Origin of the sequence: Heyndrickxia acidiproducens DSM 23148 (genome assembly GCF_000374345.1) — a bacterium.
Lineage (GTDB): Bacteria > Bacillota > Bacilli > Bacillales > Bacillaceae_C > Weizmannia > Weizmannia acidiproducens.
On record NZ_KB894022.1, the window covers coordinates 7,970 to 27,466 of the forward strand.

A 19,497-nucleotide genomic window follows, 5' to 3' on the forward strand; every position below is an offset into this window, starting at 1 on the left:
CGGTCGTTCATAAGAGGAATGAAAGCCCGTGACGGAGAAAAATCTGTGTTCGCGGTCGTTCATCAATGGAATGAAAGCCCGCGGTGGGGGAAAATTCGCGCTCCTGGTCGCTCATAAGTGGAATGAAAGCCCGTCGTGGAGGAAAACAGGCGCTCGCGGTCGTTCATAGGAGGAATGAAATCCCATGGCGGAAGAAAACCTGTGTCTGCGGACGTTCATAGGAGGAATGAAAGCCCGCGGCGGAGGAAAACAGGAGCTCGCGGTCGTTCATAAGTGGAATGGAAAGCCCATCACGGAAGAAAACCCGAGTGCCTGGTCGTTCATAAGGAAAATGAATAATAGCCCGCAGTTGTAAAACATGTTGAAATGCCCTTCATCAAGCTTATGTAACCCAAAGTGAGCGGCTCCGGCATTTTAAAATGTCTTCATCCGCTGATAACAACAGCATTGTCACAAAAATCGAAGTGATTACTCACTTTTTTCATTGACAATACCCTCCCGCTATCGCATTATAATAAGTGAGTGATTACTCACTACAAATTTTGTGCTGGAGGTTGAACGATGGGTGCCAGTATTGAAGTGAAAAAGGTCAAGAAAAGTTTCGGAAAGAAAACCGTTTTAAACAATATCAGTTTGAACATTGAAAAGGGACAAATTTATGGCTTTATCGGGCCTTCAGGGGCGGGGAAAACAACCTTGGTGAAGATGATCGTGGGCATGGACAGTCCTGATGCCGGCGAGATTCATGTGCTTGATAAAACAATGCCAAATTTGGAGATTTTACAGGAAATTGGTTATATGGCGCAGTCGGATGCCCTGTATCTGGAATTAACCGGCCGGGAAAACCTTAAATTTTTTGCCTCCCTTTTTCAATTGAGCAAGGCGGAACAGAAAGCGCGGATTGCGTATGCAGCCAGTCTTGTTAATTTAACGGGAGATCTTAATCAGCGGGTATCTGCTTATTCGGGCGGGATGAAGCGGCGGTTGTCACTGGCGATTGCGTTAATCCAAAACCCGATGATCCTGATCCTGGATGAACCGACTGTTGGAATTGATCCCGAATTGCGGCTAAGCATTTGGGGAGAATTGCTGCGGCTGAAGCATGAAGATGGCAAAACGATTATCGTGACGACGCATGTGATGGACGAAGCCGAGAAATGCGATGTCGTGGCGATGATCCGCGAAGGCAGCATTTTAGCGAGCGGTTCGCCGAAGGAACTGAAAGATCTGTATCACGCGGAAAATCTAGATGAAGTATTCCTCAATGCAGGGAGGGGAATGGAATGAGAATTTTTGCGCTGATCAAGAGAATTATGCTTGAAATGGTGCGGGATAAGCGGACATTGGCTTTATTATTCATTGCACCGCTGTTCATCTTAACGCTCATGTACTTTTTCTTTAATGGCAACACGGTTGCTCCAAAGCTTGGGGTTGCTAATGTGGATAGCAGCATCACAAAAGTCATGGATAAAGCCGGAATTGATATTAAACATGTGAACGCCGCAAAAGATCCGAAGCAAACGGTGTTGGATAAAAATCTTGATGGCCTGCTGCAAAAGGAACACGGGAAGTATATTTTAACCTTGAAAAATAGTGACCCGTCCGCTGCGAAAACCTTGCAAATGAAAGTAAAGCAAGCAATTGCGGCCGGGCAGCAAAAACAATTGGCGAAAAATATGTCCGGGCTGGCGGGGCAACAACAGCAAATGTTGAAACTTGCACTGGCGCAGGATCAGATCCAGCAGCAGCTGAGTAAACAAATCCCTTCCCAAGCGCCGATCCAGCAACAAATCAAACAAATCGCCGGCCAGGTGCACAAAATAACGGCAAAACAATTGCCTGTTAAAATGGAATCGGCCAATCAAAATGTGGCGGCAACCTATGTTTACGGGAACAGCAGTACTGAATTTTTTGATGTGTTAAGCCCGATTCTCGTTGGATTCTTTGTTTTCTTTTTCGTATTTTTAATTTCAGGGATCGGGTTATTAAAAGAACGGACTTCAGGGACGCTGGACCGCTTAATGGCCACGCCAATCCGCCGGGGTGAGATTGTTATTGCCTATCTAGCCGGATTCGGGATCTTTGCTGTCATTCAAACCATTATCGTGGTACTCTATTCGGTCAATGTTTTGGATATGGTCATGGCCGGTTCGCTTTTGAATGTGGTGCTCATTAATTTGCTGCTCGCCCTGGTAGCATTGTCGCTGGGCACATTGCTCTCTTCCTTTGCCGCATCAGAGTTCCAGATGGTCCAATTTATCCCGGTCGTTGTTGTCCCGCAGATTTTCTTTTCGGGCATCATTCCGTTGAATGGGATGGCCGGCTGGCTGCAGGAACTGGCAAAAGTAATGCCGATTTATTATGCGGCAGATGCACTGAAAGGGGTTATGTATAAAGGGCTTGGTCTTGGTGATATTGGAAGGGACCTGCTTGCGCTGGCTATTTTTGCAGTTGTCTTTATCATCTTGAATATTTTGGCTCTGAAACGGTACCGTAAGTTATAATTTTTTTTAAAAAGGAAGGAAGTGTCCCGCGTTGCCAAAATACAATCTATTAGAAGCCATGATGGCACAATCAAATCCGGCAGCCAAGCAGACAGATAAGAAGCAGAAAATCGTCGGGACCGCGATTAAACTGTTTGCCGAAAAAGGGTATGCAAACACGCCGACAAGTGAAATTGCCAAAGAAGCAGGTGTCGCGGAAGGCACGATTTTCCGCCACTTCGGTACAAAAGACAATCTGTTGATCACTGTCATTGTTCCATTTTTGAAAGAATCCATTCCATCGATGGCGGAAGAGCTTTTTCATGAGATTCTCTCGAAAAATATCATGTGCTTTGAAGATTTTCTGAGGGAACTGATCAAAGACCGGATGAAGTTTATCAAAGAAAACAAAGAGATTTTCCAAATTGTCATCAAGGAACTTCTATATAATGAAGGAATTAAAAAAGAACTCATTCCTTATTTTGTGAAAAACATCGGGCCGCGGCTGCTGCATCTGATTCAAACGTACCAGGAACACGGCGAGCTGGCAGACATTCCGGCTGAAAAAATTTGTAATATGATATTTATCTTTATTGCAGGAAATTTTGTGACCAGGTTCGTTTTGCTGCCAAATGATAGCGGGGCGGATGAAGAAAGCGAAATCGAAAGCATGGTCCGGTTTGTAATGGATGGGATCAGAAAAAAGTAATGGTATGTAAGAAAAAAGTAATGGTATGTATAAAAAGAGTGAAAAGGGCGGCCTTTCCGCTCTTTTTTCATCGCTAAAACAAAATTGAAAGAAATCCGGGATCAGATTCGTCAAATAGGATGGCGGGCTGCAGGAACTTAGAAAATTGCAGATCGATTACGCGGCAGATGCCTTGAAAGGAGTTGTCATGTATGGTTTCCAAAGGTATGGATCGTCCGCCTCTGACGCATGATAACCAAAAAGGTTTTTTAAAAGTGGGTGTCGAAAATCGAAAAAACCATTACTGTCGGAACGGTTTCAAAGCATCAAAAGAAGGAAGTGGAAAAAAGGCGCGGCAGGCTGAATGAATACAGTCTGGCCGGGCTTGGAATTGGCGGTATGATCGGTGCCGGTTACTTTCTCGGGTCAGGCTTGGCTATCCGGGAAGCAGGCCCTTCAGTCGTCCTGGCTTTTTTGATTGGCGGATTGATTATGATGCAGGTGCTCGGGGCAATGACAAGCATCAATGTGAACCGCCTGCAGCAAGGGTCTTTCCGGGTATATGTTGAACAGTTTTTAGGACACTATGCAGGCTTTTTGATTGGATGGGCATTGTTTATATCCAGCATACTGGCCATTGGGTCAGAAGCAATTGCGATGGGTGTTTTTACACATTACTGGCTGCCAAAAGTACCGCTGCCTGTTCTCGCAACTGTTTTCATGGCAGTAATTATCGTGATCAATGCATTGAATATGGAAGTATTTGGGCATATCGAGTCGGCAATGGCCGCGGCCAAAGTTTTGGCGCTGCTGGCGTTTATCCTGATCGGAGGATGGATGCTGTTCACCCATGGCGGGATTACCGCCCACCATCCATTTGCAAGCCGCCGCGGGTTTTTTCCAAATGGCAGCTCGGGTCTGCTCCAATCCATGCTGGTTGTGATCTTCTCATTCTCAGGCATCAGTGCAATCGCGATGGCTTCAACAGAGGTGGCAAAACCGCGCACACAGATCCCAAGGGCAGCCGGGCTGATGACATTTGGCTCGATTGGTTTATATGCGTTTTCGATGCTGGTTCTTGTCATGTTAACGGCATGGAATACGGTATCTACCCATAAGTCCCCTTTCGTCCATGCATTTGATGTCATAGGCCTGGATTGGGCAGCTGCCTTCTTCAATATTGTGATTTTGCTGGCGGCATTTTCGGTGATGGCGGCAAGTTACTATACATCTATCCAGTTAATTGTTTCCCTTTCGGAGGTAAAGAAAGGGCCGGGCCTGCTTTTAAAGCATTCCAGCAGAGGCTTTTACAGGTATGCATGGCTGGCAGTCGCCACGGGGTGCTTGCTCATTGTCGGGTTGTCTTTTTTGCTGCCTTCTTCTTTATATAATTATTTGGTGTCCGCTTCGTCTTATTTCACCTTTTTAAATTGGATATTGAACCTGATCACCTTTTTAATTTGGCGGAAAAAGCGCAGAGAAACGGAAACCTTTCAATCGAAGCTGGTCTGGGGAGTTCCCGGAGCTTATGTCACGATTTTTGCCATTTTGCTGCTGTTTGGCATCAGCCTCCGCGTCAATGATTTCCGGATGGGCTTCTATGCAGCATCCAGTTTTGTACTGATCATTACGCTGGGCTATGCCGTATGGAAAAGGTCTGCGCCGCATATGGAGCAAGAAAACCGGGAGTGAAGCGGCTAGCTTTAGGTGCCAGTCATCACCTGAAGTAAGTTGAATTCTGCAAAGTGAGGAATGACTATTTGTTGGAGAGTAAGCATAAAGTTTGTTAAAATCATGTAAACAGCTTAATTTTATAAAGATGATACCGAGAAAGATTTTTTGAAGAAATATATAGAGTACGCTGAGTCTAAAAGACCCTGTCGTAACGCCATTGCTGTTTATTTATTTATTAGTAAAATTCAAAAAAGTTTATGAAAATACGCGATAGCAAAATTAAAGCATGAATTCGGTTCTGGATATTGATATAATAAAAGTGTATGTGAATTGTGTTAAGAACAAGTCCTTGCATACCTATCTGATTTTTATTTGAAATAGGATTAAGAAAGTAATGAACATAAAATAAACGTGGGAGTTCGTAAAATTGGAAACAACGACAGATAAAAAACCATATGGGACAGTTTTAATTCGTGCAAAGGAAATACTGGATTATTTGGAACAGCAGGATCATCCGGCTAACCTACAAGAAATTTATACTGCGTTGAACACAAGTAAATCAACGGTATTAAAAATTTTAAATACGCTTTGTTCCATTGATTATGTAAAACGGGATGAAGAAACGAAGAAATATACACTTGGCACTGCACTTATCCGCTATGGGGAAGCAGCCCGCAAGTCGTTTGACATTGTCAATATTGCAGAACCCGAATTAATAGAATTAAATGAAGCGCTTGGAGAGACCATCCACATGGGCATCTATGAAAGGGATCAGATTATCTATGTGAAAAAGCTGAATGGCAAAGGTAAAATTATATTGCGTTCCCAAGTCGGGCATTCGTTGGATTTGTATTGTTCCGCAATGGGAAAAGCTTATTTAGCCGAGCTAAGCAAAGAGGAAGTTCTTGCTTATTTACAGCGGACCCCACTGGTGAAAATGGCCAAAAACACCATTACGGATCCGGAGCAGCTGCTCAAAAATCTTCAGACAGTTAAAGAGTGTGGATATGCAGTTGATGATCGGGAGAACGAAGATGAAATTTATTGTGTGGGAACCGTCTTAAAATATAACGGCAGAGTGGAGGGCATGATCAGCGTCAGCTCACCGATTTTCCGGATTAACGAAGAAAAAAAACAAAAAACCATTGCTTTAATTCTTGAAGCGCGCCAAAAAATTGAAAGCAAGATGAATTGATGGTTTCGGTAAAAATTGGTGCTTACCTTTCAAAAAAAGGTAAGCACCAATTTTTTTATTTTTGTACCTTGTAATGGTTTACATTGGTTGAAACGTGATGTACAATAATCTTGTATTTATTATATATAACTAAGGTTTCCTATAAAGAAATAAAAGGGAGTGGTACTCATGCAAAAATTACTAACCCTGCAGGCACTTGAAAAAAACGGGATTGTGGCTGTTTTACGCGCAGAATCCGTTGAAAAGGCGCTAAAAGTCTCAGATGCTTTGATTGCCGGTGGAATTAAAAGCATCGAATTAACGTTTACGGTTCCAAATGCGGATACTGCCATCAAAAAAATAGTGGAAAATTATCAGGACCATGACGATGTTGTTGTTGGTGCAGGCACGGTACTAGATGCGGCGACTGCCCGGATCGCGCTCATGTCCGGTGCGAAGTTCATTGTGGCTCCAACTTTTGACGCTGATACCGCCGCCATCTGCAATTTGTATCAGGTACCTTATATTCCGGGCTGCATGACCGTCAATGAAATGAAAACGGCAATGCAGGCGGGCGCAGAAATTATTAAACTCTTCCCAAGCAATATTGTCGGGCCAACTTTTATCAAAGATGTAAAAGCACCATTGCCACAGCTTGAAATCATGCCTTCCGGCGGAATCGGGCTCGAAAATATGGCTGACTGGTATCATGTCGGTTGCAAAGTGCTCGGCGTTGGCGGAAGCCTGCTGAAACCGGCCGCAGCTGATGATTTTGCCGGTGTAACCGAAGCAGCGAAATCCTTTGTACAAAAGTATCAGCAATTACGCGAAGCAGAAGAGTCTAAACTGAGTGGTCAGTATGCCTAAAGTTTTGGCACTTGGTGAAGCATTGCTCCGGCTTTCCACTGAACCGGGGGAACTATTGAACAGCAGCCATTCCCTGCAAGTCCACTATGGCGGGGCGGAAGCGAATGTCGCATCTGCATTGGCGAATCTCGGGCACTCTGTCTCATTTGCAAGCAAACTGCCCGATTCTCCTTTAGGCATGGCTGTTGTAAGAGGGCTTCGTGCCAATGGTATTGATATCGCTCCCGTATTATTTGGTGGAAAACGCCTTGGCGTTTATTTTGTGGAACAAGGGAACGGCCCGCGTTACTCGAAAGTCATTTATGACCGGGCGTGTTCCAGTTTTTGTGAGATGGGGATCAAAGAATGGAACTTTGACAAGCTATTCGCAGGAGTAGAACTTTTTCATATTACCGGCATCACCTTTGCCTTATCGAAAGCTTGGCAAAAAAATGGCCAAATCCTTGTACGTGAGGCTCATAAGCGCAGCATCCCGGTCAGCTTTGATTTCAACTACCGGCCGTCGATGTGGCCGTTGGAAGAAGCAATCGCTGCTATCCGTCCAATTTTGCCCATGATCAGTTATTGCTGTATCAATTATCTAGATGCGCGGAATTTTTTTGGAATAAATGAGGCCATTGCAGTGCCGGATCATATGGAAGCCTGTTACCGCGAAATCAGCCGCATGTACCCGAATTTTAGGGCGATCTATGCCACTAACAGGCAAGTTGTGAACACATCTCATCATCAGTTACAAGGTCTTTTATGGATGAAAGGGAAATTTGCGAAAACCAAGCAGTATCAAATCAATCCGGTGACCGATCGCATCGGTGGTGGAGATGCGTTTGTTGCAGGTATGCTACATGGGATATTGGAAGGGATGGAGATAACTGAAAATGTGCAGTTTGCGACAGGAATGTCCCTGCTTAAACACACGATTAAGGGTGATTCCATTTCCTTGAATGTAAGTAATATTCAGGAATGGTTAAATTCCACAAACAGAGAAGTTAGAAGATAAAATCAAATAAATTTTTACAAATAAATGAATAAATAAATTGTCCATTGACTACTAAGAATTGAGAATTATACTAGAAGTATAGATAAATAGTAAACCAAATTTCCACATAATAAATAAAGTCTTTTTTATAAGAATGGAGGGATATTGAAAAATGTTTCTACTTAAAAAAGAATTAGAAGAAAAAAAAGAAGAATTTTTAAACCAAGGCATTAAGTTACCAAAATTTGATTACGAAGAAGTAAAAAAGAATACGCAAAATACGCCAACCTGGATTCATTTTGGGGGAGGAAATATATTTAGATGTTTTCATGCGAAAATTCAACAACATCTAATTGACAATGGTCTGGCAGATACAGGAATTATTGTGGTAGATACTTTTGATGATGAAGTGGTAGAAAAAGTCTACCATGATCATGATAATTTAACTTTAATGTGTGTGACAAAAGCCGATGGAACAATAGAAAAAGAGGTTATCGAAAGTGTTGTAGAAAGCCACTTTTATTCAGATCAGGCTCCCTCATCTGTTGCAAGAATAAAGGAGGTATTCAAGTCACCGTCTTTGCAGATTGCTTCCCTTACGATTACGGAAAAAGGCTATAATTTGAAGAATTCTTCAGGAGAATATTTACCAATTATAAAAGAAGATATTGAAAACGGGCCTGGACATGTAAAACATGGAATGTCAATCCTAGCTTCCTTATTATTTGAACGATATGAAAGCGGTTTATATCCGATTGCTCTGTTAAGTACAGATAATTTTTCACATAATGGCGATAAGCTGAAATCCTCTGTATGTGAGATTGCAAAACAATGGAATAATAAAGGATTTGTTGATAAAGGATTTATCGAATACCTATTAAATGGAAACAAGGTATCTTTTCCATGGAGTATGATCGACCGGATTACGCCAAGACCGTCGCAAGCTGTTGCTGAAAAGTTAAAAGAACTTGGAATGGAATCGATGGATATCATTCAGACGAAAAAAAGGTCGGTTTCAGCACCATTTGTAAATACCGAGGAAACCCATTATTTGGTTATAGAAGATGATTTTCCAAATGGCAGGCCGCCGTTTGAAAAAGCCGGTGTTTATCTTACGGATAAAGAAACTGTTGATCAAGTTGAAAGAATGAAAGTATGTACATGCCTGAACCCGCTTCATACGTCAATGGCAATCTATGGATGTTTATTAGGATATACATCGATTGCAGAAGAAATGAAAGATCCGGAAATCAAAAAACTGATTGAAAAAGTTGGATACCAGGAAGGACTTCCGGTGGTAACTGATCCCGGAATTATCGAACCTAAAAAGTTTATTGATGAAGTAATTGAAAAGAGGCTTCCAAATAAAAATATTCCGGATACGCCACAAAGAATTGTTTCTGATACATCACAAAAACTGGCAATCAGATTCGGTGAAACGATAAAACTTTATAAAGATCAAGCAAAAGACTTATGTTATATTCCACTGGTGATAGCCGGGTGGTGCAGATACTTAATGGGAATGGATGATGAAGGAAAAGCAATGGAATTAAGCCCGGATCCTTTGATTGAAGAATTCCAGCAATATATTTCCTATTTAAAATTAGGTGAGCCGGATTCAGTAAAAGAACATTTACAACCTTTGCTTTCAAACCAATCAATTTTTGGAGTTAATTTATACAGCGTTGGGCTTGGATCCAAAATTGAGGGCTATGTAACAGAATTAATTGCCGGTGCTGGTGCAGTCCGAACAACATTAAAGAAATATTTGGCATGAGAGGAGTAGATTTAACGTGCAAATGACATTCAGATGGTATGGCGAGAAAGATGATAAGATTACGCTTCAACAAATCAGGCAGATTCCGAATGTAAAGGGGGTTGTTGGCGCGCTTTATGATGTGCCCGTCGGGGAAGTATGGCCTGAAGAAAAAATTAAACATATGAAAGATGTTGTGGAAAAAGCCGGTTTAACTATGGAAGTCATTGAAAGCGTTAATATCCATGATGATATTAAAATCGGCTTGCCGTCAAGAGATCAATACATTGAAAATTATATTCAAACGATCAAAAATCTATCAAAACACGGTATTAAAGTCATTTGTTATAATTTTATGCCTGTTTTCGATTGGACCAGAACAGATCTGGCATTTGAACTGGAAGATGGATCAACCGTTTTATCATATGACCAAGCCATTGTTGATAATATTGATCCTAGTCATATGGTAGAGTCTTTGACAAGCAATTCAAATGGTTTTGTCATGCCTGGCTGGGAACCTGAACGGTTAAAAGAGTTGAAAAACTTATTTGAAAAATACAAGGATGTAGATGAAAATAATTTGGCGGATAACCTGAAATACTTTCTGCATGCGATCATTCCAACGTGTGAAGAGTATGGCATTAAAATGGCTATTCATCCGGACGATCCTCCGAAAAGCATCTTTGGATTGCCAAGAATTGTGAAAAACTTTGAGGATTTAAAAAGAATCGTTGAAATGGTGGACAGCCCGAGCAACTGCTTGACAATATGTACCGGGTCATTAGGGGAAAATCCGGAAAATGATGTCCCGCAATTGATTAGATATTTTGGGGAAAGAGACAGAATCGCCTTTGCACATTGCCGAAATATTAAATTTACAAGTGATGTGAATTTCCACGAATCCGCTCATTTATCTGAATTGGGATCTTTGGATATGTACGAAATTATGAAAGCATTCCATGATGTACACTTTGACGGATATTTGAGACCCGACCATGGCCGCATGATCTGGGGTGAAGTTGGTCGTCCTGGCTATGGATTATACGATAGAGCTTTGGGAATCGCTTACTTAAACGGTTTGTGGGAGGCATTGGAAAAACAAAAATAACAAAGAGTTTAAGCTATATAAAATGAACTTAACACATCAATATAATCACTACTCTATTGACGTAGTAATAATATAGTTCATTTTATATAGCAACCAATTATCATATAGTAAACAATAGTTATTATTTCAGATAATAATTTGGTGATTATGTTGTTTTGTAACTGTTTTTAAGTTTTGAGTAGGAGGTTAAGTGATTGAAAAAGTTGGCAAGTTCCTTTTTAGGTGGTTATAAAAAATATCCGACTAAAGCAATTCAGTTTGGCGAAGGTAATTTTCTACGAGCTTTTGTTGACTGGCAAATCCATCAAATGAATAAAAAAGGATTGTTCAATGGAAACGTTACTATTATCCAACCTTTACCTAATGGAAGAGTGGATAAGTTAGCTAATCAGGATTATTTATATACAGTTCTGTTGGAAGGCAAGATAAATGGAAAAAATTTGCAAACACATGAAATTGTTACATCTGTAAACAGCGGTCTGGATCCTTATAAAGATTATGATGCTTACTTAAAACTGGCGGAAGATGAAAACATCCGTTTTATATTCTCCAATACAACCGAAGCAGGTATTGCCTATCATGAAGGCGATACTTTATCAGATCGTCCGCCAGTCAGCTATCCTGCAAAATTAACGGCATTACTCTATCATCGTTTTAAAGCCGAAAAAAAAGGATTCTATATTATACCGTGTGAGCTCATAGAAAGTAATGGTAAACAATTAAAAAAGATTGTCAATCGTTATGCAAAAGAATGGAATCTTGAAGAATCGTTTATAAAATGGTTGGAAACAGAAAACACGTTTTGCTCTAGTTTGGTTGACAGAATTGTACCCGGCTACCCAAAAGATCGCGAAGAGGCGCTGTGGAATGAGTGGGGTTATGAAGATACATCTGCGGTAAAAGCAGAGCCTTTCCTCATATGGGTGATTGAAGGGCCGAAAGAACTTGAAGAAGAGCTGCCACTGAAAAAAACGGGATTAAATGTAATCGTGACAGAGGATTTGAAACCATACCGTGACCGGAAAGTTTATCTGTTAAACGGGCCACATACAACAATGGCTTGTCTTGCGCGATTAGCAGGAATCAAAACAGTAGGAGAAGTAATGGAAGATAGAGACTTTTACCATTTCATAGACCGTGAAATGTATGAAGAAATCATTCCGTCTCTTGATTTGCCAAAAGAAGAGTTAACAAGTTACGCGTCAGGCATCCAGGAACGTTTCAGAAATCCATATATGGAGCATCAGCTGGATTCGATTGCTTTGAATAGTGTTTCGAAATACAGTGCCCGGCTCCTTCCAACTTTACAAAAACATATTGAACGTTTCCATAAAATTCCAACTCGCATCGTCCTTGCACTTTCCGGCTTACTAGCAATCTATGGAAAGCAAGAAAATACACAGGCAAAAGCAATTGACATGCCTGAAATTTTGAAAACGTTCTCGGAGGCTTATAAATCCGAACAATATGTTTCAGTGATCCTGGCAAATGAATCTTTATGGGGTACTGATTTGACAAAAATTGATGGGCTGTGTGAACAAACGGAAAAAGGTTTAAAGCTTATTGAAAAAGAAGGTGTTCGCAAGGCAGTCCAAATCGTAAACGAGGGGGCGATGACATTTGAAAAATAAAACAATTTTGCTAAACCAGCGGGATAATGTGGTTGTTGCATTACAAGATCTTAAGGCGGGAGATGTTATATCTGCCGGAGACCAATCCATTACCCTTAAGGAGGCTATTACCCAGGGACATAAAATCGCGCGACAAGATATTTTGGAAAATGCAAGTATTATCAAGTATGGCGCGCCGATTGGACATGCAACGGAAAAGATTGAAAAAGGCAGCTGGGTGCATACCCATAATGTCGCTACAAATCTTTCCGGAAAGCTTGATTATGCTTATCAGCCTGAATTGCATCCAAATGTATTTCCAAATGAAAACCGTACATTTAAAGGATATCTAAGGAAAAACGGTAAAGTTGGGATTCGAAATGATCTGTATCTTATTCCGACTGTTGGCTGCATTAACATGGTCGGAGACCTGATTGTTGAACAGTTTAAGCAAAATCATCCGGATTACGGTGCTTTTGATGAGATTATTCTTTTCAAACATCCATATGGCTGTTCCCAGCTAGGTGATGATTTGGAGTACACACGGAAAATCTTAACTGATGCTGCATTGCATCCAAACGCTGGCGGAGTACTGATTTTCGGGCTTGGCTGTGAAAATAACCAACTCGATGAATTAAAAAATCAAATGGGCGAGTTTGACGAAAAACGCGTGAAGTTTATGATCTGTCAAAATGTTCCGGATGAAGTAGAAACAGGTTTGCAGCTATTAGAAGAACTGAATATTGTTGCCCAAAATGATGTACGCGTGGATGTTCCGCTATCCGAGTTAAAAATTGGGCTAAAATGCGGAGGCTCTGATGGCTTTTCGGGTATTACCGGTAACCCGTTACTCGGGCGCCTTTCCGATTATATCGTTTCCCAAGGAGGTTCAACCGTTCTGACGGAAGTACCAGAAATGTTTGGTGCTGAAAAAGTACTGATGGCTCGCGCTAAAAATGAAGAGGTGTTCTATAAAATTGTTTCACTGATCAATAATTTTAAAGATTATTTTGCTTCATATGGTCAGCCAATATATGAGAACCCTTCACCCGGCAATAAAGCTGGAGGGATTACAACATTAGAGGATAAGTCACTGGGCTGTACCCAAAAATCCGGTACATCTGCTGTTGTAGACGTTTTGGAATATGGAGAAAAAATAAAAGAAAGGGGATTGTCACTTCTTCAGGCACCCGGAAACGACCTTGTATCGTCCTCGGCTCTTGCCGCTGCAGATTGCCAAATGGTTTTATTTACAACAGGTCGTGGGACGCCGTTTGCAACTTTTGTCCCGACTGTCAAAGTTTCCACGAATACGCAGCTTTATGAAAACAAAAAACAGTGGATTGATTTTAATGCCGGGCAATTGCTTGATGCGTCCATGGATGAAGTTGCAAGACTGTTTATCCAATTTATTATTGATGTCGCCAGTGGGAAAAAGACGAAAAATGAACTTCGCCACATCCATGAAATTGCAATTTTTAAAAATGGTGTTACAGAATAGCATCGATCTGTACTATTATTTAAAATGTTTAATTTGTAAAGTTCTTAAAAATTTATAAAAAGGGAGTAACTATGATGAGCGTGTTTCTTTCATTTTTATGGGTAGCTTTAGGAATACTACTATTATTGATTTTTAATTTGAAGTATAAAATGCATAATATCTTAGCATTGCTATTGGTTGCATTAATTGTAGGTTTATTGGAAGGGATGGACATTGGAAAGATAGCATCAACGATTGAGGCTGGTGTTGGAAGTACAATGGGATCCTTGGCTTTAATTGTAGCGCTTGGAGCGATTATTGGAAAATTGATGACTGAATCAGGTGCTTCTCAAAGGATAGCATCCACAATAATCGATAAATTTGGAATAAAATATTTACAATGGGCTTTGGTATTAATTGGTATCATTTTCGGTATGGCCATGTTTTATGAAGTAGCATTTCTCATCGCTGCACCGCTTGTTATTAGTATAGCAAAAGAAGCAAAAATACCATATATGAAATTGATTATTCCAACCGTGACGGGTGCAACCATGGGACATAGCCTTTTTCCACCTCAACCTGGTCCTATGGCACTTGTATCAGCATTTAATGTAGATGTGGGTCAAGTTTATATATTTGGAGCAATTGTAATCATCCCATCGGTCATATGTGCAGGAATTATTTTACCAAAACTTTTAAAAGGTTTGGATAAAATGCCGTTGGCTGATATTCTAAAAGCTCCTAAAAAATTTACTGAAGAAGAAATGCCTAGATTTGGCACTAGCTTATTGGTACCTCTTATCCCAGCAATAATTATGGTAATAGCTTCTATTGTTAAGTTTTTCACAAGCGAAAATTCAACACCATATAAATTAGTTTCATTCTTTGGTAGTGCTGAAGTTAGTATGACAATTGCTTTATTAGTGGGCATGTATTTTTTTGGAATAAAAAGAGGAATGAATGGACATACTATTCAAACACATATGTCAAAAGCCATTTCAGAGGTTGCAAATGTTATTTTGGTAATTGCCGCCGGGGGTGCATTTAAACAAGTTATCATTGATAGTGGTGTAGGAAATAACATAGTAAAAGTAATGGAACATAGTAGTTTATCACCTCTTATTTTAGCTTGGATACTTACTGTTATTATCCGGCTTATGACTGGACAAGGAGCTGTTTCGGCGATTACTGTTGCTGGTATAATGCAGCCTATGATAAGTAGTTTCAGTGTTAGTCCAGTACTTATGTTACTGGCTATAGCTTGTGGAAGTAATACAATAACTTTAATGTATGATGGAGGATTTTTATTATTTCAACAAACACTAGGTATTTCTATGAAAGATACTTTTAAAACATGGGGATTATTAGAATTGGTAAACTCTGTTGTTGGTTTGATAGTTTGTTTATTATTAAGCTTAGTAATTTAACGATCTATATAAAATGAATTAATCATTTTTGCTTAATTCCTTGGTCCTTTTTCGGGTATAAAGTTTATAACTATACCAAAAAGGACGGAGAAAAATATTATGTTAAATCAGAAAATCAAATCCTTACGAAATGTAATGCAGAATACAAAGGATAAACGTCTCTATGAGCGTTTCCTTTCTGTTCTTTTACATTTAGAAAGCCGTAACTTTCCGAAAATTTCTAATATTATAGGACATAATTGTCAGATAGCTATGAATTACTGCAACTCATATGAAGAAGGCGGAATCTCAGGCTTTCAAATGAAAAAACCAACGGGTAAACCTAAGAAGTTAAGTAAAGAACAACAGGAACATTTGGACGATATCATTGTAAACAAAACACCTGCAGAAGTCGGATTTGAATCCAAGTACATTTGGACGCTCCAATTAATAGCCAGCCGACTGGATTGAGTTTCAGCAGTCTTTTACTCCAAAAAGGCGTTTCTACAATGTTACACAGGCTTGGATTTAGCTATACAAAGGCAACGTATACAGGCAAAGCCGGATCCGGATTTGCAAAAAGAATTCAAGAAAGTAACTTTTCCTGAGTTAAAACAGCAACTGGAAAATGGAATCATTGATCACCTATTATTCGAAGAAGAAGCATTCATCCGTGCTTACCAGGCTCTGCGATATACTGGTTTCCAAAAGGACAGCAGAAGAAAATCAGAACATGGACAACATAAAGGTGCTGAATTGTTCGCTTCAATAAACTATGGAACCGGCGAAATCACGAACTATGAAGAAGAAAACAGTAGCTCTTTGGCCTTCAAACGGTTTTTGGAGCTTCTTCTAAACGAATACCCGTAAGGTTGTAATGGTTTTGGACAACAGCAGAATGCATAAATCACATCAAGGATTTTCTTAAGGAAAATCCACGGCGGAGATTTGTTTTTCTTCCTAAATACAGTCCTGAGCTAAATTCAGTGGAAGGATTATGAAAATGGCTGAAGCAGGATAGCGTTAACAATGTCTTTTTCAGTAAATTTTATCTAATCCGGTCCCACGTGGCTGAATTTATGAAACAAGCTAGCTAAAAAGTTATTAATCGACTGCTTGTTAGATTAGAGCTGTCGAAAGCTTAAGTTCATTGTATATAATCTCTTTAAAAATAGTTTTTACTTTATAATGGGAGATTAATTAGTAATCTCTTACTAATTTCAATTTTTATCTATATATTTATATTAATTCAAAAAGAGATTGGATTCAATTTATTTGCGTAAAAATTTTATACTCAATATTTTATGCGTGTAAAAACTCCATTTTGTAACTTTCTTTAAACAGAGATCATTTATGTATTATTTTGTCTGCTAATCCTTATATTGAATTAAAAAATTATACGGGGGAAGAACTATGAAATTAATAAATGAAAAATTGGAAATTATTATCAATAGTTTAGGTGCTGAACCACAAAGTATTAAAAATGTTATAGATGGGTTTGATTACTTATGGAATGGCGATCCCAAATTTTGGCCCAGGCATGCCCCCATTCTTTTTCCATGTATCGGTAATTCTAATGATGGTTCTTATTTCTTAAAGGGAGAAAAGTATACGATTACACAACATGGTTTTGCACGGGATTTTTCGTTTGAAAAACAATACGTTTCGAATGAGCATATTTGTTTACAACAAAGAGATAACAAAAAAACGTATCAGATGTTTCCTTTCCATTATTTATTACAAGTGGATTACCATCTCATTGCAAATCGACTCATTACCCGGTATACGGTTACAAATGAAACCGATCGGGATATGCCATTTTCAATCGGATCGCATCCTGCATTTAATATTCCCTTAAAACAGGAAGGCCAATTTGAGGATTATTTTATCAGAACCTATCCGAAAGTAGGACAGTTACGCATCTTTGAAGCAGTTTTGAAACCAAAACCATTCCGGACGGGAAGAGTGGTTCCATTTAGAAAAGATCATAATGGAACAATCCAGTTAAGCCATGATTTATTTAAAAATGGTCTATTAATTTTTGAAAATCCTGGAATTGACAAAATTGAACTGTATTCTCCAAAAACGGAACATGCAGTCGTTCTGAGTATAAAGGAGTTTCCTTATTTTACATTATGGACGACTGAAAATAGTTTTTCGCCTTTTCTTTGTATCGAACCATTTGCTGGTCTGCCTGATGTTCTGGGGTATACGGTAGATTGGTATCAAAAAGAAGCAAACTATACGTTGACCAAAGGAGAAAAAGTCAAATTCACATATGAAATGACCTTTTACTAATGTGTCTAATTTTCAGGAAGTTGGATTTTGTACAAAGGTGTAGTAAATGAACAATGTTAAATGGCTGTCATGCAAAGGATAGATTTTAGGAAGCCATTTATAAGTAGGAATGATGACTGTGAGTATTATGATTGTTTTTATTCGATCAATTATTCCCTTATGTATTTTTTGCTTAGTCGATTATTTTTCCATATTGCCAAAACAACAATTTTTATTGGGTAGTGGTCGGTGAAAAGTGATTTTGCTCGTTCTATTGTTTAAAGCAAAAGTTTTGGCGCTTTCTTATCTGATAATATTAAACTGTAGGTAATATTTTTATAAATGATTGACTCTTCAATTGAAGGCGTTATAATAATGTTATAGTTATATATAATAAACTCAGTTTATTTATAGGAAACTTATGTTGTGTTATTTTATTGAAACTTAGGAGGCGAATCAAATGAGCGAATGTATTACAGCCGGAGAGCCATTGGTTCTGTTCATCGCCAATGAGAAAGGTGCCTTGAGCGAGGTTCGACATTATACCCGGTACATGGCTGGTGCTGATGTGAATGTGTCGGTTGGTGTTTCAAGGCTCGGGCATTCCGTATCGTTTTTGACACAAGTCGGCAAAGATCCGTTTGGCATATTTTTTCATGAGTTCTTAGCGAAGGAAAACATTGATACGCAATATGTTTTGACATCACCAAATCATCCGACAGGTTTTATGTTAAAGGCACTTTCCGATAACGGCCAGCCGGAAACATTTTATTTTAGGAAAGGTAGTGCAGCGTCAAGGTTAACAAAAGACAAGGTAGATCAAATAGATTTTACAAATGCCAAAATCCTCCATCTCGGCGGCATCTTGGCCGGATTAAGTGAAGATGGTTATCAGACTACGCTTGCCTTGATTGAAAAAGCGCATGAGCATGGCTTACAGATTACATTTGATCCGAATTTACGCCCTGTTATTTGGGAATCTGAAGCGAAGATGATTAAGCGGACAAATGAAATCGCTTGCCTCTGCGATGTGGTGATCCCGAATGCAAAAGAAGCCAAAATCCTGACAGGCGAAGATGAAAAAGAAAAAGCAGCTGATTTCTATTTATCGAAGGGCGTTCAACAAGTGATCATCAATTTGGTTGAAAACGGTGCCTATTCGAAGAAAAAATTGTCGGACGGTACATTTGAGGAAATCACGGTGCCACGGTTTGAAGTCAAACATATGGTTGACCGTGTCGGAGCCGGGGATGGTTTTGTAGCGGGCATAGTTTCGGCCATGCTTGAAAATCTTGAAGGAAAAGATGTTTTACTGCGCGGTAATGCGATTTGCTCGATCCAAATGCAGCATCTCGGGGATAATGACGGCCTGCCGACAAAACAAGAGCTGACACAGTTTATGGAATCCTCACAATTAGAAACGGTTCACTTGTGAAAATTGAGTAATAATGTTTAGAAGGAGTCTGGCATCTTTGTTAACAAAGAGCCAGGCTTTTTGTTTTGCTTATCGAGTGTTAGAGTTAAGGATATGCAATTTCTTTTGTGATTGTTTTCGCTTTGGTAGGGTTCGTTTTTTCAAATCGTTTGTTGATAAAAGCAGATGCAGCAGCCATTACTATCAAACATGTAACAATCAATATTGTTTCAAATTATTAAGCCTCGGCAAAAAGATCGGTACCTTGCCCGGCAGCAAACAATTAATGAATGATACATGGGAGAAAGAGTTAAGTCCGTATAATTGTGTAAAAAGGGTTATCTGAATATGAGGGAATATGGAGTATAGGGGCTGTTTTTCTGGAGGGGGCTGGCCAGCCCCCTCCAGAAAAACAGCGGGATTTCATTTCTCTCGCCGTCTCTATCATTTTTTCATAGAAAATGAGCCAGAGCCCGTCATCTCAGTTAGAATAGAGTTAACCAAAACAACTTCTAAAGGAGAGATTCAGGGATGGCTCAATTACAGATTACTCTAGATGAACAACTTTTGCATCAATTATTTCT

The 19,497-nt window shown here is 39.7% G+C and carries 17 protein-coding genes; all 17 read left to right on the forward strand.

Translation table 11 applies throughout. The features are described 5' to 3' along the window. Positions 1-184 precede the first annotated feature (184 nt). Complete coding sequence (locus tag C232_RS19890; protein WP_018664990.1) at positions 185-355, forward strand: hypothetical protein; 171 nt, start codon at positions 185-187, stop codon at positions 353-355. A gap of 206 nt (positions 356-561) precedes the next feature. Then, entirely contained in the window at positions 562-1,287 is a 726-nt protein-coding gene (locus C232_RS0115105; RefSeq protein ID WP_018664991.1) for an ABC transporter ATP-binding protein, read from the forward strand. After that, positions 1,284-2,504 (forward strand): ABC transporter permease, encoded by a 1,221-nt coding sequence (locus C232_RS0115110; RefSeq protein ID WP_018664992.1) that lies wholly within the window; start codon positions 1,284-1,286, stop codon positions 2,502-2,504. The genes C232_RS0115105 and C232_RS0115110 overlap by 4 nt, the downstream gene beginning before the upstream one ends. Before the next feature lie 31 nt (positions 2,505-2,535). After that, positions 2,536-3,192: a TetR/AcrR family transcriptional regulator gene (locus tag C232_RS0115115; RefSeq protein WP_018664993.1), complete on the forward strand. Its 657-nt coding sequence runs from the start codon at positions 2,536-2,538 to the stop codon at positions 3,190-3,192. 258 nt (positions 3,193-3,450) lie between these two features. After that, complete coding sequence (locus C232_RS0115125; RefSeq protein WP_155891596.1) at positions 3,451-4,863, forward strand: amino acid permease; 1,413 nt, start codon at positions 3,451-3,453, stop codon at positions 4,861-4,863. Positions 4,864-5,272: 409 nt separating this feature from the next. After that, entirely contained in the window at positions 5,273-6,040 is a 768-nt protein-coding gene (locus tag C232_RS0115130; RefSeq protein ID WP_018664996.1) for an IclR family transcriptional regulator, read from the forward strand. Positions 6,041-6,208: 168 nt separating this feature from the next. Beyond that, on the forward strand, positions 6,209-6,886 hold the full coding sequence (locus tag C232_RS0115135; protein ID WP_018664997.1) for a bifunctional 2-keto-4-hydroxyglutarate aldolase/2-keto-3-deoxy-6-phosphogluconate aldolase: 678 nt from the start codon (positions 6,209-6,211) through the stop codon (positions 6,884-6,886). Next, complete coding sequence (locus tag C232_RS0115140; protein WP_018664998.1) at positions 6,879-7,883, forward strand: sugar kinase; 1,005 nt, start codon at positions 6,879-6,881, stop codon at positions 7,881-7,883. Before C232_RS0115135 ends, C232_RS0115140 begins: the two co-directional genes overlap by 8 nt. A 151-nt stretch (positions 7,884-8,034) precedes the next feature. Next, positions 8,035-9,639: a mannitol dehydrogenase family protein gene (locus C232_RS0115145; RefSeq protein ID WP_018664999.1), complete on the forward strand. Its 1,605-nt coding sequence runs from the start codon at positions 8,035-8,037 to the stop codon at positions 9,637-9,639. Between the two features lie 16 nt (positions 9,640-9,655). Then, the gene (gene uxuA / locus C232_RS0115150; RefSeq protein ID WP_018665000.1) at positions 9,656-10,726 is read left to right on the forward strand and encodes a mannonate dehydratase; all 1,071 of its coding nucleotides are present in this window, start codon (positions 9,656-9,658) and stop codon (positions 10,724-10,726) included. Positions 10,727-10,920: 194 nt separating this feature from the next. Next, positions 10,921-12,357 carry a tagaturonate reductase gene (locus C232_RS0115155; RefSeq protein WP_018665001.1) on the forward strand — a complete coding sequence of 479 codons (1,437 nt, stop codon included), beginning with the start codon at positions 10,921-10,923 and terminating at the stop codon, positions 12,355-12,357. After that, entirely contained in the window at positions 12,347-13,837 is a 1,491-nt protein-coding gene (locus C232_RS0115160) for a UxaA family hydrolase (RefSeq protein WP_018665002.1), read from the forward strand. Before C232_RS0115155 ends, C232_RS0115160 begins: the two co-directional genes overlap by 11 nt. A 74-nt stretch (positions 13,838-13,911) precedes the next feature. Beyond that, on the forward strand, positions 13,912-15,243 hold the full coding sequence (locus C232_RS0115165; RefSeq protein WP_018665003.1) for a gluconate:H+ symporter: 1,332 nt from the start codon (positions 13,912-13,914) through the stop codon (positions 15,241-15,243). Between the two features lie 99 nt (positions 15,244-15,342). Continuing rightward, complete coding sequence (locus C232_RS20300; protein WP_235801548.1) at positions 15,343-15,693, forward strand: helix-turn-helix domain-containing protein; 351 nt, start codon at positions 15,343-15,345, stop codon at positions 15,691-15,693. Between the two features lie 51 nt (positions 15,694-15,744). After that, positions 15,745-16,092 carry a hypothetical protein gene (locus tag C232_RS20305; protein WP_235801549.1) on the forward strand — a complete coding sequence of 116 codons (348 nt, stop codon included), beginning with the start codon at positions 15,745-15,747 and terminating at the stop codon, positions 16,090-16,092. Positions 16,093-16,635: 543 nt separating this feature from the next. Next, entirely contained in the window at positions 16,636-17,520 is an 885-nt protein-coding gene (locus tag C232_RS18825; protein WP_018665004.1) for an aldose 1-epimerase family protein, read from the forward strand. A gap of 439 nt (positions 17,521-17,959) precedes the next feature. Then, positions 17,960-18,934, forward strand: a complete 975-nt coding sequence (locus C232_RS0115185) for a sugar kinase (protein ID WP_018665005.1) — start codon at positions 17,960-17,962, stop codon at positions 18,932-18,934. The last annotated feature ends 563 nt before the right edge of the window (positions 18,935-19,497 follow it).